The following is a 25,677-nucleotide window of genomic DNA, read 5'->3' on the forward strand; positions in this document are numbered from 1 at the left end:
TGAGGCTTAATATGTATAGAGATAATACAAAGGTTGTAAAAATAGGCAATAAGTTAATCGGTGGCGGCAATCCTATAATGATTCAGTCTATGACTAACACAAGAACTGATGATGTTGAGGCAACTGTCAGCCAGATACTGGCTTTAGAGAAAGCAGGCTGTGATATTATAAGATGTACAGTTCCAGATATTAATGCCGCTAAAGCAATCAAGGAGATTAAGAAGCATATTCATATTCCATTGGTTGCAGATATACATTTTGATTACAGAATGGCAATAGAGGCAATTAATAATGGTGCTGACAAGATAAGAATTAATCCAGGCAATATCGGTGGAACAGATAAGATTAAGGCTGTTGTAGATGCTGCCAGGGCTAAGAATATCCCTATAAGAGTAGGGGTCAACAGTGGTTCACTTGAGAAAGACCTTATAGAGAAATATGGCGGTGTTACAGCCGAAGGACTTGTTGAGAGTGCACTTGATAAAGTAAAGATTATAGAAGATCTTGGTTATGATAATCTTGTTATAAGCATTAAATCGTCAGATGTAATGATGTGTGTTAAGGCACACGAACTTATAGCAAGGAAGACTAATTATCCGCTTCACGTTGGAATTACCGAGTCGGGTACGTTATTCAGCGGAAGCATTAAGTCATCAATAGGTCTTGGGCTTATATTAGGACAGGGCATAGGTGATACAATAAGAGTTTCACTTACAGATGACCCTGTAAAGGAGATAGAGGCAGCTAAGCTTATTCTTAGGACACTTGGTTTAAGAAAAGGTGGTATTGAGGTTGTATCTTGTCCTACCTGTGGAAGAACTAAGATTGACCTTATCGGTCTTGCCTCAAAGGTTGAGGAGCTTGTTAGAAACTATGACCTTGATATTAAGATAGCTGTTATGGGCTGTGTTGTAAATGGCCCTGGAGAAGCTAAGGAGGCTGATATAGGAATAGCAGGTGGTGACGGCTGTGGTGTTCTTATAAAGCATGGCGAAATAATTAAGAAGTTTGAAGAAGATAAACTGTTAGCAGTGCTGAAGGACGAATTAGATAATTGGAAAGACTGATTATTATTATCCTTTGGCAGAAGGTGTTGGTTAAAGATGCGTAGATTTTTTGAAGTATTTAAGACATTAAAACTGCCAGAGGATATTGGTATGTATATGGAAAATGTTGAGGTTACGAGAGTATCCAAGACATCAACGAACTCATTGGCGAGAGTATACATAAAGAATGACAGGGTTATAAGCAAGAAGATAATATACAGGGTAGAAGATGCCCTTAAAAAGCAGATATTCCGTATACAGAATATGGATGTAAGAATTATAGACAGATATAATCTGTCAAAGCAGTATACGCCACAGACAATAATGGATGTGTATTATGACAGCATATTATTTGAATTGGAGAAATACTGGACACTTGAGTATAATCTTTTAAAGAATTCAACGTGGGAGTTTGAAAAGGATGACCTGCTTGTGCTTACATTAGAGGACGGATTTCTTGCAAGAACCTATGCAGATGACCTTAAGGAATATTTTCAGCTTATATTTCTTAACCGTTTTGGCTTTGAAATAGATGTTGAATATAAGTATGTTGCCAAGCTTGAGAAGCGTTATGAGAAAGAAAATGAACATAAGCTTAATCTTAGAATTAAGCAGATTGAAGATAACTTTATGGCAGCAGGCGAAGAAGCCAAGAGCGATAATGGGGCAGAGAAGAACAAAAAGTATGCCGAACAGAAAGCTAAAGCCGCTGCATTTTTTAATGAAAGAGGAGCTTCTGGAAAAGATCTTACACGTTATAGAAAGCCAGCTAATACAGATATATTATATGGAAGGGACTTTGACGATGAAGTTACTGCCATAGAACAGATAGAATCGCCAATAGGTGAAGTTGTCATAAATGGTATGATAAGAAGCATAGAAACAAGAGAGATAAGAAACGAAAGAACTATATTATCTATCGTTGTTACAGATTTTACAGACAGCATTGTAGTGAAAATGTTTGCAAGAAATGAACAGCTTCCAGATCTTTATGAATTCATTAAAAAGGGTAATTTTCTTAAGATAAAAGGCATAGCTTCAATGGATAAGTATGATCAGGAGATTACTATAGCCAATGTGTCAGGAATACGAAAGGGAAGTGATAACAGGTCAGTAAGAAATGACTTATCACTTCATAAGAGGGTAGAGCTTCACTGCCATACCAAGATGAGTGATATGGATGGTGTATCTTATGCCAAGGATATAATAAAGCAGGCGATAAGCTGGGGACACAAGGCAATTGCGATTACTGACCACGGAGTTGTGCAGGCATTCACGGAAGCTTATCACACTATGCAGGATCTGGAGTTTAAGTATAATAAAAAGGGTGAGAAGTTAGATTTTAAGGTTATATATGGTGTTGAGGCATATCTTGTCGATGATACCAGGAAGATAGTAATTAATCCGGCTGGACAGGACTTTAAAGGGGAATTCGTTGTATTTGATCTGGAAACAACGGGATTTTCGGCTTTGGTAGACAGGGTAATAGAGATAGGTGCGGTAAAGATTAAGAATAATGAGATTGTAGACAGATTTTCAACATTTGTTAATCCACAGATACCTATATCTTTTAGAATTGAGAATTTAACAGGTATTAATGACCAGATGGTTATGAATTCAGGAACTATCGAGCAGATACTGCCTGATTTTATAGAATTCTGTAAGGGTTGTGTTATGGTAGCCCACAATGCGGAATTTGATATGAGTTTTATAATTAATAATGCTGAGAAAATGGGGATAGAATTTGCACCTACTTATATAGATACAGTGCTTTTGTCACAGTTCCTTATACCGGCATTACATAATTATAAGCTTGATACATTAACCAAGCATCTTAATGTTGTGCTTGATAACCACCACAGGGCGGTTGATGATGCAGAGGCAACAGCACATATATTCTTAAAGCTTGTGCAGATGCTTTATGAGAGGGATATATATACACTTGATAAGCTTAATGAAGAAGGAACGCTTGATGATGAGTCAATTAAGAAGCTTCACCAGTACCACTGTATAATACTTGCCTCTAATGAGATGGGAAGAATTAATCTGTACAGGCTTGTGTCGGCTTCACATCTGCAGTATTTTAACAGATTTCCAAAGATACCAAAGAGCCTTGTCAATAAGTACAGGGAAGGTCTTATAATAGGAAGTGCGTGTGAGGCAGGAGAGCTGTTCCGTGCTATGGTAAATGGACGTTCAGATGCGGAGATTGCAAGAATAGTTAATTTCTATGATTATCTTGAGGTGCAGCCAATCGGTAATAACCATTTTATGATTGAGAAGGAAGATTATTACGTTAAAGACGAGGAGGACTTAAGAGATCTTAACAGAAGAGTCATATCTTTAGGTGAAAAGTTCGACAAGCCTGTAGTTGCAACGTGTGATGTGCATTTTCTTAATCCAGAAGATGAAATATACCGTAGAATAATTATGGCAGGAAAAGGCTTTGACGATGCGGATAACCAGCCACCACTGTATCTGCATACTACAGAGGAAATGCTTTCTGAGTTCGATTATCTTGGAAATGATAAGGCATATGAGATAGTTGTAACTAACACGAATAAGATAATGGATATGTGTGAGAAGATTAGTCCGGTACGTCCTGATAAACGTCCTCCTGTAATTGAGAATTCAGATCAGATGTTAAGGAATATATGCCATAACAGGGCACACGAAATATATGGACCAGAACTTCCACAGATTGTTACAGAAAGACTTGAGCGTGAGCTTAATTCAATTATATCTAATGGTTACTCCGTTATGTATATTATTGCACAGAAGCTTGTATGGAAGTCAAATGATGATGGATACCTTGTAGGTTCAAGAGGTTCTGTTGGTTCATCTTTAGCGGCAACTATGGCTGGTATTACAGAGGTTAATCCGCTTAGTCCGCATTATCTTTGTCCAGAGTGCTTTTATGTTGACTTTGATTCAGAGGAAGTTAAGAAGTTCGCTGGTGGTGCAGGCTGTGATATGCCAGATAAGGTGTGTCCTAATTGTGGTCATAAGTTAAATAAATTAGGTTTTGATATACCATTTGAAACATTCTTAGGATTTAAGGGTAACAAAGAGCCTGATATCGATCTTAACTTTTCTAATGAATACCAGAGTAAGGCACATGCTTATACAGAGGTTATATTTGGAAAGGGACAGACATTCAAGGCTGGTACAATCGGTACTGTCGCAGAAAAGACAGCGTATGGATATGTTCTTAAATATCTAGAGGAGAGAGGCAGGGTTAAACGCCGCTGTGAAATAGAACGTATTGCTGAGGGCTGTATAGATATAAGAAGAACAACAGGACAGCATCCGGGAGGAATTGTAGTTCTTCCTATTGGTGATGAGATACATTCATTTACACCGGTACAGCACCCTGCCAACGATGTAAAGAGTGGAATTGTAACAACGCATTTCGATTACCATAGTATTGACCATAACTTGTTAAAGCTTGATATTCTTGGGCATCTTGACCCTACTATGATTAGAATGCTGCAGGATTTAACAGGTATTGACCCTTTGGAAATACCACTGGATTCAAGAGAAGTAATGTCTTTATTCAAGGATACTTCGGCACTTGGAATTACGCCTGAGGATATTGGCGGTTGTAAGCTTGGTGCACTTGGAATACCAGAGTTTGGTACAGATTTTGCTATGCAGATGCTTATTGATACTAAGCCACAGTATTTTTCTGACCTTGTAAGAATTGCAGGGCTTTCACACGGAACTGATGTATGGCTTGGTAACGCACAGACACTTCTTAAAGAGGGCAAGGCAACCATATCTACGGCGATATGTACACGAGATGACATTATGATATACCTTATCCAGAAAGGACTTGAAAGTGAGCTTGCATTTACAATAATGGAGAAGGTAAGAAAAGGTAAGGGACTTACACCTGAATGGGAGCAGATTATGAGGGAACACGGTGTTCCAGACTGGTATATATGGTCTTGTAATAAAATCCAGTATATGTTCCCAAAGGCACATGCCGCAGCTTACGTTATGATGGCATGGCGAGTAGCTTACTGCAAGGTGTTTTATCCGCTGGCTTACTACTGTGCATATTACAGTATAAGAGCCAATGCCTTTGATTATGAAAAAATGGCAATGGGAAGGGAACGATTAGAGTATTATATTAATGACTACAAAGCTAAGAAAGCAGACGGCACGATATCCAATGTTGAAGATGATGAGCTTAAGGATATGCGTATTGTTCAGGAAATGTATGCAAGAGGCTTTGAGTTCGTACCTATTGACATATACAAGGCAAAGGCAAGGTCATTTCAGATAATAGATGGAAAGATTATGCCATCATTTAAGGTAATATCCAAGGTTGGTGAGTCTGCTGGAGAATCAATAGAGATAGCCGCAAGGGATGGTGAGTTCTTATCAAAGGACGACCTGCGCCAGAGAGCCAGGATTGGACAGACGGTTATAGAGAAGCTTGGCGAGCTTGGACTTCTTGATGGAATGGCAGAGAGCAACCAGTTATCATTATTTGATGTTATATAGTATTGCATATACATATATAAGTGTGTTATCATCATATAATATATGCGGTTAGAATACGATTATAAAGATGCAGTATATATGTTTAATTAATTAGATGAGGTGAAAAATGTTAAAAAAATATCTTATATGTTTTCTTGTATCAATGGTACCTATTGTTGAACTTAGAGGAGCAATTCCTATATCACAGGGAATGCAGCTTCCATTATTACAGTCATATATAATATGTGTAATAGGTAATATGCTTCCGGTTCCGGTTATATATCTTTTTGCAAGACGTGTTCTTGAATGGGGTGCAGACAAGAAATATATCGGAAAGTTCTTTACATTTTGTATTGAAAAGGGTCACAAAGGTGGAGAAAAGTTAAAGCAGAAGGCTGGGAATGGTCTTTTTATAGCACTTTTATTATTCGTTGGTATTCCAATACCTGGTACAGGTGCGTGGACAGGAACACTTGCAGCAAGCTTCCTTGATATGGGCTTTAAGAAGAGTGTAATTGCTGTTCTTGGAGGAGTATTGCTTGCAGGTATAATAATGGGTATTGCTTCAGCAGGAGTATTTACAGCAATATTTAGTTTTGCATAAGCATAGTGTATAATAATATTAAAGAATATAATTAATAAATACCGCATATATTCTACAGATTAATGCGTATCCGGTTATGGGACATAAAAGTTGTAGAATATATGCGGTATTATATTTTGTGTAATAGTAAATTCTTTTTATTGCGGTTTGAGATTACTTATTAATATGTTGCAGATTTTCTTGGTGTCTTTGGTAGAGCGGGTCTTGTTATAGGCTATTCCGTATTGTATTTCACGCTGGTCTGTAATGGGCAGGATGCGGCAGTTATCAAGCGGGGTATCAATGCAGAATTCAGGCAGTATTGCAATGCCATAGCCACATTGTGCAAGAAGCTCACTTGTCTGGCTGTTCTCACATATAAAGTGATAATTATCCTGTGAATGAAGCACGAGCTTTTCCTGTAAAAGATTTTCCTGTGTGAAAGGAATTAAACGCTGGTTAAGCAGTAAAAGGCAGTGTCCTTTTAAGTCATCAAAGGAAATAGCTGACATTGAATGTAAGTCTTTATTATCCTCAGTAGTCTTATTATAGTCGTCAGATATCAAGGCATAGCTTTTCATATTCTTTATAGGCTTGAAAGTGCAATCGGTATTTTCAATCATATCTTTAGTAACGAGCATTATATCTATATGTCCGCTTTCAAACATAGTCTTAAGGCGTGAGTAGTCACGCAGAAACAGCATAGGATATATATCGGGCATACATTTTCTTAGTTCTTTTAATGCTGGTTTAAGTGCCTTTAATTCTGCATTGCTTGTACAGCCAATTCTTATATAGGACAATGACTGGGATACCACATTGGCAATCTTCTTGCTTGAAAGATTAATTTTATTAAGGATATCCTTTGCATCTCCATAGAATTCAGCACCGGCATCGGTAAGCTGTACCATTTTCGGTGTTCTTATAAAAAGTGCCGCACCCAGTTCTTCCTCAAGGCTTTTAATATGGTGTGTGACAGTTGGGGTTGTAAGAAACATTTCCTGTGCAGCTTTTGTAAAATTAAGCTTGTCGGCAACTCTTATAAAACATTCTAACTGCTGTGTAGTCATAAAAATCTCCTTAATTATATTAAATAATCTGCATAATTGATTATAGTTCATAATATATTAATATTTCAAGAGTGCATTAGAAAAAATCTAATGGTGTTGTATTTTTACAAATTCCATTTTTTTAATAATAGTGTTAAAATCGTTCACGCTGATAGGATTAATTTGTCTGTGTACACCAGATGATAATAATTAAGAATAGCAATGTTAATTGGGGAAGATATTCAGCCAGTAACATATGTATAGTAGCAATTGTGTACAGAAAAGAGGAATGATATGGACATTATTAAAAAGCTTTCCCGTTCAATAAGGGAATATAAAATGGTATCAATTATGACACCAGTGTGTATCGTATTTGAGGTAATATTTGAAATACTTATCCCATTTATGATGGCAAAGATGATTGATTCAGGAATAAGTTCAGGTAATGAAAGTGCACTTGTTAAATATGGGACTTTGCTTATACTCTGCGTAATGGCAGGTCTTGTATTTGGTATCCTTTCAGGAGGTCTATGTGCCACAGCTTCGGCAGGCTTTGCAAAGAATTTAAGAAAGGATATGTATTACAAAATTCAGGAGTATTCATTTGCAAATATTGACAAGTTCTCATCATCAAGTATTGTGACACGTCTTACAACAGATGTAACTAATGTGCAGAATGCTTATATGATGATTATCAGAATTGCGGTAAGAGCACCATTTATGCTTATATTCGCACTTATTGCGGCATTTATGACAAGTACTAAGCTTTCATTAATATTTCTTATTGCAATTCCAGTGCTTGGTATTGGACTTTATATAATAGTAAGCAGATCGCATATATATTTCGAGAGAGTATTTAAGATATACGATAATCTTAATGAAGTAGTAGAAGAAAATCTTACAGGTATGAGAGTAGTTAAGTCCTTTGTCCGTGAAGATTTTGAAGAAAAGAAGTTCACTAAGGTATCAGAAGCGATATATAAAATGTTCTTAAAGGCTGAAGGTATTGTTGCATACAATATGCCGCTTATGCAGTTCTGCATATATTCGTGTATGCTTTTCTTATGCTGGTTCGGTGCAAGAATGATAATTACATCAGGAGCTACAGCACTTACAACTGGTGAGCTTACAAGTCTTATAGCTTATGCTATGTCAATTCTTAACTGCCTTATGATGTTATCAATGGTTATGGTTATGATTAATATGGCGAGAGCTTCGGCTGAGCGTATTGTTGAAATTCTTGACGAGGAAAGTACACTTCACAACTGTGACAATCCAGAGGATAAGGTAAATGACGGCTCAATCCAGTTTGATAATGTAAGCTTTAGTTATATAGATGATAAAGAAAAAGAATGTCTTAAAAATATTAACCTCAATATTCCAAGCGGTTCAACACTAGGAATTATAGGTGGAACAGGAAGCGGTAAGAGCTCATTAGTGCAGCTTATACCAAGACTTTACGATGTAACAGAGGGAAGCGTTAAGATTGGCGGTGTTGATGTAAGGGATATAGATATCTATACATTAAGAAATGAAGTTGCAATGGTGCTTCAGAAAAATGTATTATTCTCCGGAACTATTAAAGAAAATTTACGTTGGGGTAATAAAGAGGCAACAGATGAAGAGATAATACACGCCTGTGAACTTGCACAGGCAGATCCATTTGTCCAGACATTCCCTAAGAAATATAATACATATATCGAACAGGGTGGTACTAACGTATCAGGCGGACAGAAGCAGAGATTATGTATAGCAAGAGCACTTCTTAAAAAGCCTAAAATCCTTATTCTTGACGATTCTACAAGTGCCGTTGATACTAAGACAGATGCTTTAATAAGAAAAGCATTTAAAGATGAAATACCAGATACAACTAAGATAATAATAGCACAGAGAATATCATCAGTTCAGGATGCAGACTGCATTATTGTAATGGAGGGCGGAAAGATTGATGGCTGTGGAACACACGAGCAGTTATTAAAAGAAAATGCTATATATAAAGAAATATATGAATCACAGACGAAAGGAGATGAGCAGTAATGGCAGGTAATGAGAAAAAGGCTGATATCAGTATGACTGGTAATAAATCAGGGAAGCCATCAATAGATGGAAAGACATTAAAAAGACTTATGTCATATATTGTAGGCAGACATAAACTGACATTTTTTATGGTTGTTGTATGTATACTTATTAGTTCCTGTACAGTAGTAGTAAGTTCATTATTCTTACAGATACTTATAGATAACTATATAACACCTATGTTATCAGAAGTTAATCCATCATTTGCACCATTATTAAAGACAATAATTATGCTTGGATGTCTGTATCTTGTTGGTGTATTATCAACATTTGCATACAACAAAATGATGATTAAAATATCACAGGGAACTTTAAAAGCAATCCGTGATGATATGTTTACACATATGCAGACACTTCCAATAAGATATTTCGATACTCATACACATGGTGATGTAATGAGTCATTATACTAATGATACTGATACATTAAGACAGTTCATATCGCAGGCTCTTCCACAGTTCATCTCAGCAGTTGTGACAATAGTAGTTGTTATTGTGTCTATGATTGTCAACAGTATACCGCTTACAATACTTGTATTAGCAGTAACCTGTATTATGCAGATTGTATCCAAAAAGATAGGTGGGGCAAGTGCAAGGTATTTTATAAGACAGCAGATAACAATAGGTAAGGTTACAGGTTTCATAGAAGAGATGATTAATGGACAGAAGGTTATTAAAGTATTCTGTCACGAGGATGAGGCAAAGTACGATTTTGATAAGAATAACGAAATGCTTTGCAGTGATGCAACTAATGCCAATAAATACGGTAACATACTTATGCCGGCAATCTCACAGTTAGGTAACTTACAGTATGTTCTCATTGCTCTTATCGGAGGATTTCTTGCATTAAGAGGAATTGGTGGGATTACTGTCGGAATGATAGTAGCATTTCTTAACCTTTCTAAGACATTCTGTATGCCAGTATCGCAGATAGCACAGCAGATTAGTATGATAGCTATGGCGTTGGCAGGAGCAGAAAGAATATTCGGACTTATTGATGAAAAGCCGGAAGAAGATGAAGGCGATGTTACTTTAGTACGCGTAAAGTGTGATGATAAAGAACTTAATAACAAAGAAGCCGACAATAAAGATGCCAGAATGGTATTTATAGCAGGTGAAGTTACAGAAACAACTGACAAAGACGGCAGATGGGCCTGGAAGTGTAGGAAAGCTGATAATACAACAGGTTATATACTTCTTAGGGGAAAGGTCGTATTTGATGATGTAATATTTGGATATAATGAGAATAAGATTATACTTAATAATATTAATCTATGGGCTAAATCAGGACAGAAGATAGCATTTGTTGGTGCAACAGGTGCAGGAAAGACGACTATAACTAACCTGATTAACAGATTTTATGATATTAATTCAGGAAATATATTCTATGACGGAATAAGCATTGATAGAATTAAGAAAGACGATTTAAGGCATTCACTTGGCATTGTATTACAGGACGTTAACCTGTTCACAGGAACTATTATGGATAATATAAGATATGGTAACCTTTTGGCGACCGATGAGGAATGTATTAAAGCCGCTAAGCTTGCCAATGCAGATGACTTTATAACAAGACTTCCAGACGGCTATCAGACAGTACTTACACAGAACGGTGCAAGTCTTTCACAGGGACAAAGACAGCTTATATCAATTGCAAGGGCAGCAGTTGCCAACCCACCAGTAATGATACTTGATGAGGCGACATCTTCAATTGATACAAGAACAGAAGCACTTGTCCAGAGAGGTATGGATAACTTAATGAAGGGCAGAACAGTATTTGTAATAGCACACAGACTTTCAACTGTCCGCAATTCAGATGCCATAATGGTACTTGACCACGGCAATATAATTGAGCGAGGCTCACACGATGAACTTATTGCCGGAAAGGGAACATATTACAGCTTGTATACAGGGGCATTTGAGTTGTCATAATATTAAGTTTGCTGTGAGAAATGTATTACCAAGGCTGGCGGTTATAATTAAGTGAATATTTTATATTTAAGAGGCGTTAAGCCTCTTTTTTAGTGTATTGCGACTACAGGGATACTGTAGCTGTTAAGTTATACAACAAATAAAATGACAAAAGGGAGTTTTTATGTACGCTGAAAAAACAGATTATGTGATTTGTTAAATAAAAGAAAACTATGAAAAATGCTGGTGTTGAAAATAATAAATTGTTGTATTATGATGTTGATAATAAAATATGGAGGTGTATTATGAAAGCACATAAATATTGGTCAATTGGAGCAATAGTTACAATGGTTGGAACTTTTTATACAGGATATAAAGGGTTAAAAGCAGCACACAAATACTTTGCGTTTGGCTCTCTGATATGCTTGGTTATGGCAGTCTATTCTGGTCATAAAATGATTTCTGGCAATAAGAGGACAAGAAAACAGATGGAATTGAAAGAAGTGGAGGAATAATATGTTAGAAGTAGGAAAAAAAGCACCGGACTTTGAATTGCCGGATCAGAATGGAGAAATGCATAAATTAAGCGATTATGCAGGAAAAAAAGTGATCTTATATTTTTATCCAAAGGATAATACACCAGGATGTACGAGGCAGGCATGTGGCTTTTCTGAGCGTTATCCACAGTTTACTGAGAAGGGAGCTGTTATTCTCGGAGTAAGCAAGGACTCTGTAGCGTCTCACAAGAGATTTGAAGAAAAATATGGACTGGCATTTACGTTATTAGCAGATCCGGAGCACAAAGTTATTGAAGCATATGATGTCTGGAAAGAAAAGAAAAATTATGGAAAAGTATCTATGGGTGTAGTAAGAACTACATATCTTATTGATGAGCAGGGAATCATTATAAAGGCAAATGATAAAGTCAAGGCGGCAGATGATCCTGAAAATATGCTTAAGGAATTGGCATAATGAAGATTATTTTATCACCTGCAAAAAAGATGATTGTAGATACCGATAACTTAGCACCGGTTGAACTGCCTGTCTATATTGATAAGACAGCAGAAGTATTAAACTGGATGAAAAGCAAATCAAAAGAAGAATTGAAAGCTATCTGGAAATGTAATGACAAGATTGCAGAGCAGAACTTTAACAGATTGGAAAATATGGATCTTTATAACAGGCTTACTCCGGCTGTTTTAGCATATGAAGGGATTGCATTTCAATATATGGCACCATCTGTGTTTGAAATCCAGCAGTTTGAGTATTTGCAAAATCATTTAAGAATCCTGTCTGCGTTTTATGGCATTTTAAAACCAATGGATGGTGTGACTCCTTATCGTCTTGAAATGCAGGCAAAGGTTGGAATTGGAGATGCAAAAAATCTGTATGAGTACTGGAGAGACTTGTTATACCGCTCAGTAATCGATGACAGTAGGATTATCATTAATCTTGCATCAAAAGAATACTCAAAATGTATAGAAAAGTATCTGACACCACAGGACAGATATATTACGATTGTATTTTGTGAGTTATCCGGAGATAAATTGGTGACAAAAGGTACCTATGCCAAGATGGCTCGTGGTGAAATGGTCAGATTCATAGCGGAAAATAATATTGAAAATCCAGTGGAGATTCAGAAATTTGACAGACTCGGATATTCGTTTAGGTCTGATTTATCTTCAGATTCAGAATATGTATTTGAACACAAAATAAAATAGTTATTCAGGTAAAAGATGCTCAGTTTGGCAACTTTTATAATAATGAGAATCATTCCTATTTTATTGACAACAGGATAATAGTGGTATATAATCCTTATTAAGAATCAATCCTAACAAGGAGGACAGATGACAAGTAGGAGAAATACTATTCAAAAAGATTTAGTACGAAACGCTGTGTATGAGATGAAAAGACACGTTACGGCAAATGAAGTGTATGAATTTATAAAAGAAGAATATCCAACAATTGGAAAAGGAACTGTATATAGAAATCTTGATATATTGGTAGAGGAAGGTGCATTAAGAAAGGTTGAAGTTCCGGATGGACCAAACCGATTTGATTTTACATTGAAAAATCATTACCATGTAAGATGTATAAAGTGCGGTGAAATTTTTGATGTGGATATGGATCAAATACCGGATTTGCTGGAAAGAATTCATAACACTCATGGAATTGAATTTGTGGATTATGATATTTCATTTAAAGGTATTTGCCCGAAATGCAGGGAGAAGGTAAAGGAGGAACAGTATGGATAGGAAAGCAATGTATAAGTTGAGTTATGGACTGTTTATATTGACCGCTAAAGAAGCATAAATGTATTAAGATAGGATTATACCAATGAAAGAAGAATTAAGTATAGATATCATCGGACTTGCAGGAGCCTGTTCTTATGCTTTGGACTGTATAGAAGCAGAGTTTGTAAATATCAAAAACAAACATGGAAAAAGAGTGGCTTATATAAGTATACGTATGGCAGAATATTGGAAAATTCAAGGTGATGAGTTACAAGATTTAGCCATGTGTGCTTTACTGCATGATAATGCTTTGACACAATATATTTCGGAAGAACTGAAAAAGGATTCCGTCATTAATTGTAAAAAAGATTTATCCGAGAAAAAAACAAATCTTCATTGTATTTATGGAGAAAAAAATATTACTAAAATTCCATTTAAAACAGATGTGTCAAATGTGATTTTGTATCATCATGAACATGCCGATGGAACAGGTCCTTTTCAAAAAAAGTGGAATGAAATTCCGTTGTTTGCAAGGATTATTCATCTTGCAGATACCATTGATATTATAGGAAATAACACAGGATCTGGAAATAACAGTTGGAATTTTATATGTCAGTTTCTTTTGAAAAATAAGGATGGATTATTCGATTCAGAATGTGTGAATGCCTTTTTTCATGCATTCACACATTTCGAATCTTTTACGTGTTTAAGCGATAATTCTTTTGAAATGAAGCTATGGGAGATTATCCCAAGACAAAAACAGGTTTTCGATTGGAAAACGTGTAAAAATGTCGCAGATTTTTTTGCAAAGATTGTAGATTATAAATCTTCTTTTACAAGCAGACATTCTATAGGAGTGGCTGAGAAAGCAGCTCTTTTTGCTCAATATATAGGATTTGATTCTATTAATGTGCAAAAAATGTATCTGGCTGGTGCACTGCATGATATTGGGAAAATGGCAGTAGACAATGAAATTTTAGAAAAACCGGATAAACTGACAGATGATGAATTTTCAGAAATGAAGAATCATGCTGGCTATACATACCTTATATTATCAGAGGTTAATGATTTTGAAGAAATACGAGACTGGGCAGCTTTCCATCATGAAAAATTAAATGGAAAAGGGTATCCTTTTGGAAAAACCGCAGCTGAATTAAATGAGCCGGAACGTATTATGGCATGTATTGATATTTATCAGGCATTAACCGAGGACAGACCATATAAGAAAGGTTTATCGCACGAAAAAACGTGTGAGATGCTCGATGACATGGCACAGAAAGGTTTTATTGATTCTGATATTTCCAAGAAAATTAGGGAATGTTTTGGTGGAATCTAACATTAAAAACGAGAAAATATAGGAAATTTATGAGAAATGCTTTTGCCTATTATGATCAGATAGTATAGAACAGGTTCATAAAACAAATAAAACTGAAAGTAGAATTAATTTATGTATGAAATGAAACCAGAATAATATTTATGAATTAGGCTGAACGCATGGATGCTATCCTGTATTGCACAGGTGGCATCCATTTTGTCTTTGTATAGCTGTATTGGGAATTATTTATTATTTTGTGCCATTTGTTACAAAAAGCCGTGACAAGATAAATGTATCTTGATATAATAAAAAAAATAATTGTTGTAAAAAGCAGAATATAGAGATTTGCGTTAAGTAATTTATTAAGTATCATTTTATAAAAGCGTGATTTTTACAGAATGGAGATAAAAGTATGATGCTAGAAAAAGGGCTGGAGAAAGATAAAATAGAAGCTGAAGCACTCTCTGAAAAAATGAAGCGATATTAATGAAGATAATTACATATCAGTGCCAAACAAATAACCTGAATTAATAAAGAATAGGTGGATAACAAAGTGAACATAACAGTGTATTTAGGAGCTAACAAAGGCATAGATGATACATTTTCAATAGCTGTAAGGGAACTTGGAAAATGGATAGGAGCAAATGGACACACTTTAATATATGGTGGTTCTAAGACAGGACTTATGGGCGAACTTGCAGAGAGTGTGCTTATGGAAGGTGGCAGAGTAACCGGCGTTGAGCCACAGTTCTTTGTAGAGGCAGAAGTTCAGTATGACGAGATAACAGAACTGATTGTAACTAAAGATATGACAGAGAGAAAGACAAAGATGATAGAACTTGGTGATGCTTTTATAGCATTTCCGGGTGGAACAGGTACGCTTGAAGAGATAACTGAAGTTATGTCAAAGTTATCTCTTAACCAGCTTTCAGCACCGTGCATATTCTACAATCTTAATGGATATTATGATAGTATTAAAGAATTTCTGTCTCATATGGTTGCAATGGGATTGTCAACTAATGAACGTCAGAAAGATATATATTTTGCATCTGACTTAACAGAAGTAGTGGCTGTTTTATCCCATTTCTAGAATGTTTTGCTGGTATATCAGAACTGGTATTATTAAAATATGAGAAATGCACAGTTTGAGTAACCAGCAATAAAATATTATTATGGTATTGCATTAAAATAGCGTGGCAGAGTATAGTATTAAGCATAATACATAAGGAGACAGATGTAATGGAGAACAGTTACAGGTATTTTAAGAATGACCAGTGTAAGTATTACCCTTGCCATAAGATAGAAGAAGGGCAGGATTTTAACTGCCTTTTTTGTTATTGTCCTATGAATTGTTATACTGATTGTCTGGGAACGCCGAATTATATAACAAGAGCAAGTGGAAAGCGTATCAAGGATTGTACCAATTGTACATTTCCGCATATTCCTGAGAATTATGATCATATAATACAATTTTTATCAAAGAAGATGAGATAAAGGATAAGAAATACGATGAAGAAAGCTATTTTAATTGTAAGTTTTGGAACAACTTATACAGATACAAGAACTAAGAATATTACAGCTATTAAGCAACAGGTAAGTATGCTTTATCCGGATACAATTGTAGAAGAGGCAGTATCAAGCACAATTGTAAGAAAGCATATGCAGGAGAAGGAACATATTAATGCGAAAAGTCCGCTTGAGGCACTTATAAGCTTAAAAGAGCAGGACGTAACACAGGTTGTTGTATTTCCAACACACGTAATAGACGGAATTGAGAATAACCAGATGAAAAATGCAGTAGAGGAGTGCAGGCATTTATTTAATAAGGTAGTTGTAGCTGATGCACTTTTGGCAAATGCTGATGATTATACAGATGTTGCCAAGGTTTTGTGGGAGTCGTTAAAAGAGCTTACTGGTAATTCAGTATTGATATTTATGGGACACGGAACAGAGCATATGGCTGACAGCAGTTACAGGGTAATGGAACAGGCGTTAAGGGAATACGCAGGAAAGCCTGTATATATCGCAACAGTTGAGGGAAAGAGAACAATTGAAGATGTAATTAGCAATATGAGAGAAGAAGGAATTGTCAACACGGGTGTTCTTCTTGCACCGCTTATGTTAGTTGCAGGCGACCACGCTAATAATGATATGGCAGGAGATGACGAGTCCTTTGCCACTATATTAAAAGCTAATGGATACACACCACAATGTGTTATAAAGGGTATAGGTGAATATCCAGCAGTACGTCAGGTGTATTTATCACATTTGCAAAAGGCAGTGAAAGCATTAGAAAATGTATCAGATACAGATAATTTGCCTGATAAAAAGAGTGGAATATTATATGGCATTGGAGTGGGTACAGGCAATCCTAAGCAGATGACATTACAGGAACTGGAAGTGATTAAGTCGTGCGATTTAATAGTTATTCCAGCAGTATCCAAGGAAGAATGTTATGCGTACCGCATAGCAGAGCAGGCTTGTAGTGAAATTTCCACGAAGCCAGTTTTGTGTATGCCGTTTCCTATGATTAAGGATGAAGGAAAGCTTGAAATTTCACATAATAAGATATATGAAGCAATTGAAGAATATCTTTATCAGGGTAAGAAGATTGGAATGATTACAATCGGAGACCCAAGCATATATTCTACATATATGTATATGCATAAGCGTGCGAGGGCTAATGGATGGAGGGCTGAGATAGTAAGCGGAGTTCCGTCATTTTGTGCTGTTGCGGCAAGGCTTGGCATATCTTTAGGCGAGAAGGGCGAAGAGATACATATTATTCCATCATCAGATAATATAGAGAATACATTTTCATATAACGGAACACTTATATATATGAAGTCAGGAAGAGGTCTTAAGCAGTTAGTTAAGGCACTGCGCGCACGACAGGAAGCAGGAGAAATGTATGAGATAAATGCAGTATCTAACTGTGGAATGGATAGTGAAAAGATATATCACAGCCTTGAAGAACTTGAAAATGCTGATGTATATCTCACAACCGTTATAGTAAAAAGAAAAAAGAAAAACAATTGAAATTAATAATTGCATTTCTAGTAATAATATGAAATAATGAACGCTGGATATAAATCCAGATGATAACGAAATAATCACTGTAAGCGAAGTACGATAAGTATTTCAGGGAATCAGGTGTGAATCCTGAACAGTTCCGCTGCTGTATACAGGGAGGCGATATCCATATATGCCACTGGAATAAGCTTTATATAAGCTGTTCTGGGAAGGCGGATATTGCTTATGATCTGTGAGTCAGAAGACCGGCTTACAGGCAGAGTTATAATAGTCGTTGCGAGAACAACAGACTATTGTTTTTTATGCAATAGGAAATCCTCTGGAATTTCCTATTGCATAAAAAGCCCTCCGGGCAGGTTCGTACTGCGGCGGTAATGTAGATGCCGCTAAAGCGTCCCGCCGCAGGCGGAGAATCCTGCGAAGCAGGATTCTTTCTTAGGCAATTAGGAAGTTTTATTCCGGATTGTTAAGACACATATGTGTCTGTTCCTTTTCTGCTGATAATAACGTAATCATCAAAGCACTTCATAAGAAAAGAAAAGGAGAACGAAAATGAAGAAAAAAAGATTTCTGTCACTTCTGCTCACAATCGTAATGCTTGTGTCTACACTTGCAATGAGTGGATGTGGAACACAGAACCAGTCAGCTAATGGTAACTATGATGGAGAGCTTGTGTATGACCATTCAATGGAATTACAGTATGCAAAGCTTTTCTCTGTAGATTATTACAAGGGCGGTTATAAGCTTATTACAATAACTAACAGAGATGAAGATACAGCAATTGTATCTAAGCAGTCAAAGCTTTTACTTGTTCCAGAGGGAATGTCTACACCATCAGGAATTGATTCTGACACTGTAGTATTAAATGCACCTGTAACTAATATGCTTGTATCATCTACACCAGTAACATCACTTATGAGCGCAAGTGATTGTCTTGACAGCATAAGCCAGGTTACTTACGAAAAGAAATCGTGGTATATAGATGCAGTTAAGCAGGCATTTGATGATGGAAAGCTTACTTATGTTGGCGATTACAAAGCACCTGATTATGAAACAATAATAGCAGGTGCACCAACACTTGCAATATTCTCAACAATGCTTACAAGTGTTCCAGATGTAGCAGAGAAGTTAAAGGAATTAGGAATTAACTATATATTGGACCAGTCTACATATGAAGATCATCCATTAGGAAGAGTAGAATGGGCTAAGCTTTATGCGGCACTTTGTGATAAAGAAGAGTCTGCAACACAGATGTATAATGCACAGGCAGCATATGTAGATACCCTTTCAAAGGCTGAAAATACAGGTAAGTCAGTTGCAGTATTCTACATTACATCTAAGGGCAAGCTTTATGTAAGAAATGCAGGAGATTATCTTGCACAGATGGTAAATATAGCAGGTGGTAATTATGTGTTCTCTGACCTTAATACAGATAAGACAGGAACACAGGAGATGGGTATCGAAAGCTTTTATGAGAAAGCCAAAGATGCAGATTATGTAATCTATGTATGGAATCTTGGCGGTAAGCCATCAACACTTAGTGATTTCACAGGTTATAACAGTGTTCTTTCTGATTTAAAGGCTGTTAAGGATGGAAATGTATGGTGTACAACACCAGATTTCTTCCAGATTGCAGATACAATCGGAAGTATGATTAACGATATCAACCTTATGTTAAATGCTGATTCCAATACAACAGAGCTTACATATTTAAAGAAGTTACAATAAAATGATAAGTGAGGGACATTCACCTCATAAAATCTGTTTGTAAAAGTGACTGTCACATTAAGTTATAATATGACTACTTCGTAGTCACTTAGAAGTTTCTTCGAAACTTCGGATGCGTGGAAAATCAACGCAGGGCATATGATATAATATGACTACTTCGTAGCCACAATGCACTGAAAACCGTGCAGAGCATATGGTATTATACTTAATGGGGCAGTCATTTTGCAATAATATTAAAAATGCAATGATATTAGAATTACAATAATATTAGAAATGCAATAATATTAAAAATTACAATAATAACGCAAATTGCAGTAATTATCAGAATGGAGAAAATATGCAGATAAAACAGATACTCCGCTACCAGCTTGTATATATACTGCTTGCAGTATTACTTGTTGTGGCGGTTATATTAAATATTAATACAGGTAATATCCATATATCTCCTGCGAGAATTTTCAGAATTATATTCTTAAAGGGTGATATGGGAACACCTGAATACAATATTATCTGGAAAATACGACTTCCACGATTATGTATGGCGGCTATTTTGGGCGGTGCTTTGTCATTGTCAGGATTTCTGTTACAGACATTTTTCAGAAATCCAATAGCAGGACCATTCGTGCTTGGGATTTCATCTGGTGCGAAAATGTTTGTTGCAATCACAATGATATTTCTTTTAAAGTATGTATCAGGTATGCCGCTCTGGGCACAGGTTGCGGCGGCATTTGTCGGTTCACTGCTTGCAATGCTTTATGTACTTATATTTGCTAATAAAGTTAAGAGCATGTCTATGCTCCTGGTTGTGGGAATTATGATTAGCTATATATGTTCTGCAATAACAGACCTTTGTATTACATTTGCGAATGATTCAGACATTGCCAATCTCACACACTGGGCTATGGGAAGCTTTTCAGGAAGTTCGTGGCCAACAGTAAAGCTTGCGGCTGTAGTTGTATTTCCAACAGCAGTTATTACATTTCTTTTTTCTAAGCCAATCAGCGCTTATCTTTTAGGTGAGGGATATGCGCAGAGTATGGGAATTAATATAAAGTTCTTCAGGGTATGTATTGTACTGCTTTCGAGCCTCCTTTCAGCTTGTGTTACAGCACTGGCGGGTCCTATATCGTTCGTTGGAATTGCAGTTCCACATATTACAAGATTATCACTTAAGACAACAAAGCCGATTGTTACAATTCCTGCAATATTCTTATGCGGTTCGGTGTTTTGTATGTTCTGTGACCTTATTGCAAGAACAATATTCTCACCATCAGAGCTTGCGATAGGAACAGTCACAGCAGTATTTGGTGCACCGGTTGTTATATGGCTTATGGTAAAGCAGAAGAGATAATTGTTGTAAGGAAATGGAAAGTTGAGAAATATATGGAACAGATATATGTACAGACAGAGGATTTAAGTGTAGGTTATCACGGAAAAGTACTTCTGTCAGATATAGCACTTAAGGTTAATAAAGGTGAAATTCTTGTATTAATCGGACCTAATGGTGCAGGAAAATCTACAATAATAAAGAATCTTATAAAGGAAATGAGTCCTATAGGTGGCAATATATATATAAAAGGCAGGAAAATAAGCGATTACACAAGTAAAGAATACGCTAAGACTATGTCTGTTGTGCTTACAGAAAAGATTAAGACCGAGATGATGACGTGCCGTGATGTTGTCGCAATGGGAAGATATCCGTACACTAATTATTTTGGAAGACTTACCAAAGAAGATGAACAGATAGTAAATGAGTCATTAAAGAAGGTATCAGCAATTGATATAGCAGATAATGATTTTTCACAGATTAGTGATGGACAGCGCCAGAGAATTATGCTTGCAAGGGCAATATGCCAGAAGCCTGAGGTCATAGTGCTTGATGAGCCGACTTCATTTCTTGACATAAGACATAAAATTGAGCTTCTGGATATACTACAGGAGATGGCTGTTAAGGATAATGTCGCTGTTATTGTATCTTTACACGAAATAGAACTTGCGGCTAAGATAGCAGACTATGTTATGTGTGTTGGTGCAGATAGAAAGATAGAATTTGGAAGACCGGAAAAGATATTTACAGATGAACGCATAAGCAGGCTTTACGGAATTACACACGGAACGTATAATTGCATGTATGGAAGTACAGAATTAAAGAAGCCGGAGGGCACACCGAAGGTATTCGTAGCTGGCGGTGCTGGAACTGGAATATTAATATACAGGGAATTACAGCGTATTGGTATTGCATTTACAGCAGGGATTCTTTATGAAAATGACTGTGATTATCCGATAGCCAAAGCACTGGCGGCAGATATTGTCACAGAGAAAATGTTTGAGCCTATAGGAAAAGAGACATTAGATAAAGCCTGTAAAAGAATTGATGAGGCAGATTATGTTATAGATACAGGCTGTCCAATCGGCAGTATTAACAGTGCAATGAAAGAATTATTAGATTACGCAGAAAAGAAGAATAAGAGAATTCTTACAAAGCCAGACATAGATACAATGAAATCATTATTCTAAGGAGAATAGATATTATGAAACCAATGGATATTGAAAAAGAGTCATTTGCAATAATCGAGAAAGAACTGACAACTGATATTCCAGCTGAATATAAGCCGGTTGTCAAACGTGTTATTCATACAACGGCGGACTTCTCATACGAAACAAGTATGACATTTTCCAAAGGAGTTATTGAGGAAGCACTTAAAGCTATTAAAGAAGGTGTGGATATTGTTACAGATACCAATATGGCGAAGTCAGGAATAAGCCACAAAATGGCAGAGAAGTTTTCTTGTTCGCTTAATTGTTATATGGCAGACAGTGATGTTGCCAGTGAAGCGGCAAAGCGTGAGGTTACAAGGGCGACAGTCAGTGTGGAGAAGGCGGCAAAGGATAATCCAGACTGTATTATGGTTGTAGGTAATGCACCAACAGCACTTATGAGAATAAGAGAGCTTTATGATGAGGGCATATTTGTGCCAAGACTTGTTATTGGAGTTCCGGTTGGTTTCGTAAATGTAGCCAGTGCAAAGGAAGAGATTATAGAAAGCGGAATGTCATATATAGTTGCAAGAGGCAGAAAGGGCGGAAGCAATGTTGCCGCCGCCATTATGAATGCACTGTTCTATATGGCGGCAGATGATGATAAAGAGTGGCGCAGATGTTAGAAAGATATGTATACAAAAATCAAAAGAAAATGCGCTGCGGATATACAACAGGAACCTGTGCCTGTGCCGCCGCCAAAGCTGCGGCATATATGCTTCTGTCAGGCAGGGAAGTAAAAGAGATTAAAGTGATAACTCCTATGGGAGTATCACTTACACTTCCGGTTATTGACATAGATATTAAAGAGGATAAGGTAATATGTGCAATTAAGAAAGACAGTGGGGATGACCCTGATGTGACCAATGGAATAAAGATATATGCACAGGTTTCTTATGTTAAAGAAGATATAATGAGAACTATAAATACTGACGGGGTAATTGTAGATGGTGGAATAGGAGTAGGACGTGTTACTAAGAAGGGCTTGAAATGTGCTGTTGGAGAAGCGGCAATCAATCCAGTACCTCTTAAGATGATTAAAGAGGCGGTAGCAGAGGCAGCAGAAAGTTATTCTTATGAGGGAAGCCTTAAAGTTATAATATCAGCACCCAAAGGAGTTGATATTGCCAAGAAGACGTTTAATCCGAACCTTGGAATTACAGGGGGCATATCAATTCTTGGAACAACAGGAATTGTAGAGCCTATGAGTGAACAGGCACTTATTGATACAATTAAGACAGAGATTAATATGCACATAGCACAGGGAGAGAAAGTGCTTCTTGTTGCACCGGGTAATTATGGACAGGATTTTCTGCTTAATACACTTAATATTGAGCTGAAAAGAAGCATAAAATGCAGTAATTATATTGGCGATACAATAGATATGGTGTGTGATGCAGGTGCTAAGGCAATGCTTCTTGTGGGGCATATAGGAAAGCTTGTAAAATTAGGTGCAGGAATAATGAATACACATTCCAAAGTGGCAGACGGACGAATGGAAGTTCTGTCAGCCTGTGCAATAAGGGCAGGTGTAGATAATGATACAGCATTAAAGATACTTGATTGTATTACGACAGAGGCGGCACTTGAAATTTTGAAGAAATCAGACATACTAGAGAAGACTATGTATCAGCTTACGCTTCGTATAGAAGATGTATTGCAAAGAAGAAGCAGTGGCAAGATAGTAATTGGAGCAATTGTATTTTCAAATGAATATGGAATATTAGGGAAAACACCGGCGGCAGATAAGCTGTTGGAACTTATAAAAAGCAGTTAAAAATCATAAAAAGCAGTTAAATTGTGAATTATGTATGATAGACATAAATTATGAATTAATATAGAGCAGACACAGGAGAATAAATATGGTAAAAATAGTCGGAGCAGGACCGGGAGCGAAGGATTTAATTACAGTCAGAGGTATGCGTATGCTTAATGAAGCGGATGTAATTATATACGCAGGTTCACTTGTAAATGAGGAATTATTAGAGTATGCAAAGAAGGATTGTGAGATATATAACAGTGCATATATGAACCTCAGGGAAGTTATTGATGTGATTGTAAAAGCAGAGGGCGAGGGAAAGAATATAGTGCGCCTTCATACAGGAGATCCGTCATTATATGGTGCAATAAGAGAGCAGATTGAAGAACTTGCCAAATACGGAATTACCTGTGAGATATGTCCTGGAGTGAGCAGTTTCCTTGCGGCCGCGGCGGCAGTTAAATGTGAGTATACAGTTCCAGATGTAGCACAGACAGTAATTATTACAAGAATGCCGGGCAGAACCCCGGTTCCAGATAATGAGAGCATAGCAAAGCTTGCACAGCACGGTACATCAATGGCGGTATTCTTAAGCTCATCACATTTAGAGGAACTTAAAGAAGAATTATATAAAGGAGCATTTACACCAGACACGCCTTGTGCGTTATGTTATAAGGTAAGCTGGGAAGATGAGAAATGCATACGCACAACATTGAAAGATCTTGACAGTGAAGCAAGGAAAGCAGGCATTACAAGAACTGCACTTGTATTGGTCGGGGAATTTCTTGGGGACAAATATAGTTTTTCTAAATTGTATGACCCAGAGTTCACTACGGAGTATAGAAAATGAGAACAATTATAATAACCTTCACACACGAGGGGATGAAGGTAGCAAAGAAAGCCAGTGAGGCAATGGACGGTGAAGTAATAATATACTGTCACCAAAGATGTGCAGATACTTATAAGAATGAGGCAGTACCATTTGTGGCAGTTGGAAGTGTTATAAAGAGCGAGTTTGCAGTAAGTGACAGAATATTATTTGTGTGTGCTGTTGCAATAGCTGTAAGAACTATAGCACCATACCTTAAAAGCAAGGTTACAGACCCGGCGGTGCTTGTTGCAGATGAGGGCGGAAAGTATCTTATATCACTTCTATCAGGTCATATTGGCAGAGCTAATGAGTGGTGCAGTAAGCTTGCTGTCAGGATAGGTGCAATGCCGGTAATTACTACAGCGACCGATGCAAGAGGAATGTTTGCAGTTGATATATTTGCCACGGAACATAATATGAGAATAGTTAATCCGGTTATGATAAAAGACATATCAGGCAGGATATTAAATAATGAGCCTGTTGGAATAACAGGCAATGATAAATATAAGAACCTGTTAAAAGTAACAGAAGAACGCTGGAACGGACAGATTAAATATACTGATAATAGTAATAATGAGTATGAAAGCGGTGTACAGATAATTACAGGCAAAGACGATAAAATAGTATTTAAGCGCACATTAAAGCTTGTACCACAGGAGCTTGCTGTAGGAATTGGCTGTAAAAAAGGCAAGTCAGCACATGAAATAGAGCGGGCTGTCAAGAAAACATTTGATAAAGCAGGGCTTTTGCTGGAAGCAATTGCTGTTGTGGCTTCGGTTGACAGAAAAGCAGATGAAGCAGGAATAATTGAATTTGCAAGAAAATGTAAAGTGCCATATAAGACATATACGCCTGAATATTTAAGAGATGTTGAAGGTGACTTTGTATCTTCAGCTTTTGTTGAAGAACAGATAGGTGTAGGAAATGTATGTGAACGCAGTGCGGGTGCCGCGTCTTCTGGTGGAGAAAAGCTTGTAGGAAAGACAGCAGATAACGGAGTTACAGTAGCTATTTACAGAGTGGCACAGAAAAATAAGGAGTAGA

General features: G+C 36.8%; 21 protein-coding genes and 1 riboswitch. Of the genes, 20 read left to right on the forward strand and 1 reads right to left on the reverse strand.

Going from position 1 to position 25,677, the window contains the following annotated elements; translation table 11 throughout:
* The first annotated feature begins 11 nt into the window (after nucleotides 1–11).
* From ispG to WMO14_RS00675, 3 genes are all read left to right on the forward strand, one after another.
* Nucleotides 12–1,067 carry a flavodoxin-dependent (E)-4-hydroxy-3-methylbut-2-enyl-diphosphate synthase gene (gene ispG, locus WMO14_RS00665; protein ID WP_022502666.1) on the forward strand — a complete coding sequence of 352 codons (1,056 nt, stop codon included), beginning with the start codon at nucleotides 12–14 and terminating at the stop codon, nucleotides 1,065–1,067.
* Between the two features lie 36 nt (nucleotides 1,068–1,103).
* The gene (locus WMO14_RS00670; RefSeq protein WP_349153098.1) at nucleotides 1,104–5,558 is read left to right on the forward strand and encodes a PolC-type DNA polymerase III; all 4,455 of its coding nucleotides are present in this window, start codon (nucleotides 1,104–1,106) and stop codon (nucleotides 5,556–5,558) included.
* A 106-nt stretch (nucleotides 5,559–5,664) separates the two neighbouring features.
* Nucleotides 5,665–6,141 (forward strand): COG2426 family protein, encoded by a 477-nt coding sequence (locus WMO14_RS00675; protein ID WP_055174436.1) that lies wholly within the window; start codon nucleotides 5,665–5,667, stop codon nucleotides 6,139–6,141.
* A gap of 137 nt (nucleotides 6,142–6,278) precedes the next feature.
* On the opposite strand, the gene WMO14_RS00680 is transcribed toward WMO14_RS00675, so the two are convergent.
* Nucleotides 6,279–7,190 carry a LysR family transcriptional regulator gene (locus tag WMO14_RS00680; protein WP_349153099.1) on the reverse strand — a complete coding sequence of 304 codons (912 nt, stop codon included), beginning with the start codon at nucleotides 7,188–7,190 and terminating at the stop codon, nucleotides 6,279–6,281.
* A gap of 279 nt (nucleotides 7,191–7,469) precedes the next feature.
* Here WMO14_RS00680 and WMO14_RS00685 point away from each other — a divergent pair, with 279 nt between their 5' ends.
* The 17 genes from WMO14_RS00685 to WMO14_RS00765 all read left to right on the forward strand — a co-directional run bounded on the left by WMO14_RS00685 (nucleotide 7,470) and on the right by WMO14_RS00765 (nucleotide 25,676).
* Nucleotides 7,470–9,206, forward strand: a complete 1,737-nt coding sequence (locus tag WMO14_RS00685; RefSeq protein ID WP_439655286.1) for an ABC transporter ATP-binding protein — start codon at nucleotides 7,470–7,472, stop codon at nucleotides 9,204–9,206.
* Between the two features lie 32 nt (nucleotides 9,207–9,238).
* Nucleotides 9,239–11,176: an ABC transporter ATP-binding protein gene (locus tag WMO14_RS00690; RefSeq protein WP_349153205.1), complete on the forward strand. Its 1,938-nt coding sequence runs from the start codon at nucleotides 9,239–9,241 to the stop codon at nucleotides 11,174–11,176.
* Nucleotides 11,177–11,460: 284 nt separating this feature from the next.
* Nucleotides 11,461–11,670 (forward strand): DUF6219 family protein, encoded by a 210-nt coding sequence (locus tag WMO14_RS00695; RefSeq protein WP_349153206.1) that lies wholly within the window; start codon nucleotides 11,461–11,463, stop codon nucleotides 11,668–11,670.
* A 1-nt stretch (nucleotide 11,671) separates the two neighbouring features.
* Nucleotides 11,672–12,127 (forward strand): thioredoxin-dependent thiol peroxidase, encoded by a 456-nt coding sequence (gene bcp, locus WMO14_RS00700; protein ID WP_349153101.1) that lies wholly within the window; start codon nucleotides 11,672–11,674, stop codon nucleotides 12,125–12,127.
* Complete coding sequence (gene yaaA / locus WMO14_RS00705; RefSeq protein WP_349153102.1) at nucleotides 12,127–12,876, forward strand: peroxide stress protein YaaA; 750 nt, start codon at nucleotides 12,127–12,129, stop codon at nucleotides 12,874–12,876. Before bcp ends, yaaA begins: the two co-directional genes overlap by 1 nt.
* 126 nt (nucleotides 12,877–13,002) lie before the next feature.
* On the forward strand, nucleotides 13,003–13,410 hold the full coding sequence (locus WMO14_RS00710; RefSeq protein WP_055174441.1) for a Fur family transcriptional regulator: 408 nt from the start codon (nucleotides 13,003–13,005) through the stop codon (nucleotides 13,408–13,410).
* 82 nt (nucleotides 13,411–13,492) lie between these two features.
* Entirely contained in the window at nucleotides 13,493–14,725 is a 1,233-nt protein-coding gene (locus WMO14_RS00715) for an HD-GYP domain-containing protein (RefSeq protein ID WP_349153103.1), read from the forward strand.
* Nucleotides 14,726–15,257: 532 nt separating this feature from the next.
* Entirely contained in the window at nucleotides 15,258–15,794 is a 537-nt protein-coding gene (locus WMO14_RS00720) for an LOG family protein (protein WP_022502068.1), read from the forward strand.
* A 149-nt stretch (nucleotides 15,795–15,943) separates the two neighbouring features.
* Nucleotides 15,944–16,198, forward strand: coding sequence for a cysteine-rich small domain-containing protein (locus tag WMO14_RS00725; RefSeq protein WP_055174446.1), 255 nt, complete (start codon nucleotides 15,944–15,946; stop codon nucleotides 16,196–16,198).
* A gap of 15 nt (nucleotides 16,199–16,213) precedes the next feature.
* Nucleotides 16,214–17,743, forward strand: coding sequence for a precorrin-2 C(20)-methyltransferase (gene cobI / locus WMO14_RS00730; protein ID WP_349153104.1), 1,530 nt, complete (start codon nucleotides 16,214–16,216; stop codon nucleotides 17,741–17,743).
* Nucleotides 17,744–17,807: 64 nt separating this feature from the next.
* A riboswitch (cobalamin riboswitch) is annotated at nucleotides 17,808–18,005 on the forward strand.
* Nucleotides 18,006–18,289: 284 nt separating this feature from the next.
* Nucleotides 18,290–19,465, forward strand: a complete 1,176-nt coding sequence (locus WMO14_RS00735; RefSeq protein WP_242854107.1) for an ABC transporter substrate-binding protein — start codon at nucleotides 18,290–18,292, stop codon at nucleotides 19,463–19,465.
* A 337-nt stretch (nucleotides 19,466–19,802) separates the two neighbouring features.
* Complete coding sequence (locus tag WMO14_RS00740; RefSeq protein ID WP_022502064.1) at nucleotides 19,803–20,816, forward strand: FecCD family ABC transporter permease; 1,014 nt, start codon at nucleotides 19,803–19,805, stop codon at nucleotides 20,814–20,816.
* Nucleotides 20,789–21,982, forward strand: coding sequence for an ABC transporter ATP-binding protein (locus tag WMO14_RS00745; protein ID WP_022502063.1), 1,194 nt, complete (start codon nucleotides 20,789–20,791; stop codon nucleotides 21,980–21,982). The genes WMO14_RS00740 and WMO14_RS00745 overlap by 28 nt, the downstream gene beginning before the upstream one ends.
* Nucleotides 21,983–21,996: 14 nt before the next feature.
* Nucleotides 21,997–22,629, forward strand: a complete 633-nt coding sequence (locus WMO14_RS00750) for a precorrin-8X methylmutase (protein ID WP_022502062.1) — start codon at nucleotides 21,997–21,999, stop codon at nucleotides 22,627–22,629.
* On the forward strand, nucleotides 22,623–23,780 hold the full coding sequence (cbiD, locus tag WMO14_RS00755) for a cobalt-precorrin-5B (C(1))-methyltransferase CbiD (protein ID WP_349153105.1): 1,158 nt from the start codon (nucleotides 22,623–22,625) through the stop codon (nucleotides 23,778–23,780). The genes WMO14_RS00750 and cbiD overlap by 7 nt, the downstream gene beginning before the upstream one ends.
* 85 nt (nucleotides 23,781–23,865) lie before the next feature.
* Complete coding sequence (cobM, locus tag WMO14_RS00760; protein WP_022502060.1) at nucleotides 23,866–24,612, forward strand: precorrin-4 C(11)-methyltransferase; 747 nt, start codon at nucleotides 23,866–23,868, stop codon at nucleotides 24,610–24,612.
* On the forward strand, nucleotides 24,609–25,676 hold the full coding sequence (locus WMO14_RS00765) for a cobalt-precorrin 5A hydrolase (RefSeq protein ID WP_055174454.1): 1,068 nt from the start codon (nucleotides 24,609–24,611) through the stop codon (nucleotides 25,674–25,676). The genes cobM and WMO14_RS00765 overlap by 4 nt, the downstream gene beginning before the upstream one ends.
* Nucleotide 25,677 lies beyond the last annotated feature (1 nt).

Origin of the sequence: Lachnospira rogosae (ex Hitch et al. 2025), assembly GCF_040096455.1 — a bacterium.
Lineage (GTDB): Bacteria > Bacillota > Clostridia > Lachnospirales > Lachnospiraceae > Lachnospira > Lachnospira rogosae.

Excerpts from the sequence above, each read along its gene's own strand:
- WMO14_RS00735 (WP_242854107.1), top strand. The coding sequence starts at position 18,290 with ATGAAGAAAAAAAGATTTCTGTCACTTCTGCTCACAATCGTAATGCTT.
- WMO14_RS00670 (WP_349153098.1), top strand. The coding sequence starts at position 1,104 with ATGCGTAGATTTTTTGAAGTATTTAAGACATTAAAACTGCCAGAGGAT.
- bcp (WP_349153101.1), top strand. The coding sequence starts at position 11,672 with ATGTTAGAAGTAGGAAAAAAAGCACCGGACTTTGAATTGCCGGATCAG.
- WMO14_RS00710 (WP_055174441.1), top strand. The coding sequence starts at position 13,003 with ATGACAAGTAGGAGAAATACTATTCAAAAAGATTTAGTACGAAACGCT.
- WMO14_RS00765 (WP_055174454.1), top strand. The coding sequence starts at position 24,609 with ATGAGAACAATTATAATAACCTTCACACACGAGGGGATGAAGGTAGCA.
- WMO14_RS00680 (WP_349153099.1), bottom strand. The coding sequence starts at position 7,190 with ATGACTACACAGCAGTTAGAATGTTTTATAAGAGTTGCCGACAAGCTT.
- WMO14_RS00675 (WP_055174436.1), top strand. The coding sequence starts at position 5,665 with ATGTTAAAAAAATATCTTATATGTTTTCTTGTATCAATGGTACCTATT.
- WMO14_RS00695 (WP_349153206.1), top strand. The coding sequence starts at position 11,461 with ATGAAAGCACATAAATATTGGTCAATTGGAGCAATAGTTACAATGGTT.
- cobI (WP_349153104.1), top strand. The coding sequence starts at position 16,214 with ATGAAGAAAGCTATTTTAATTGTAAGTTTTGGAACAACTTATACAGAT.
- cbiD (WP_349153105.1), top strand. The coding sequence starts at position 22,623 with ATGTTAGAAAGATATGTATACAAAAATCAAAAGAAAATGCGCTGCGGA.
- WMO14_RS00745 (WP_022502063.1), top strand. The coding sequence starts at position 20,789 with ATGGCTTATGGTAAAGCAGAAGAGATAATTGTTGTAAGGAAATGGAAA.
- WMO14_RS00715 (WP_349153103.1), top strand. The coding sequence starts at position 13,493 with ATGAAAGAAGAATTAAGTATAGATATCATCGGACTTGCAGGAGCCTGT.
- ispG (WP_022502666.1), top strand. The coding sequence starts at position 12 with ATGTATAGAGATAATACAAAGGTTGTAAAAATAGGCAATAAGTTAATC.
- WMO14_RS00725 (WP_055174446.1), top strand. The coding sequence starts at position 15,944 with ATGGAGAACAGTTACAGGTATTTTAAGAATGACCAGTGTAAGTATTAC.
- WMO14_RS00740 (WP_022502064.1), top strand. The coding sequence starts at position 19,803 with ATGCAGATAAAACAGATACTCCGCTACCAGCTTGTATATATACTGCTT.
- WMO14_RS00690 (WP_349153205.1), top strand. The coding sequence starts at position 9,239 with ATGACTGGTAATAAATCAGGGAAGCCATCAATAGATGGAAAGACATTA.
- cobM (WP_022502060.1), top strand. The coding sequence starts at position 23,866 with ATGGTAAAAATAGTCGGAGCAGGACCGGGAGCGAAGGATTTAATTACA.
- yaaA (WP_349153102.1), top strand. The coding sequence starts at position 12,127 with ATGAAGATTATTTTATCACCTGCAAAAAAGATGATTGTAGATACCGAT.
- WMO14_RS00750 (WP_022502062.1), top strand. The coding sequence starts at position 21,997 with ATGAAACCAATGGATATTGAAAAAGAGTCATTTGCAATAATCGAGAAA.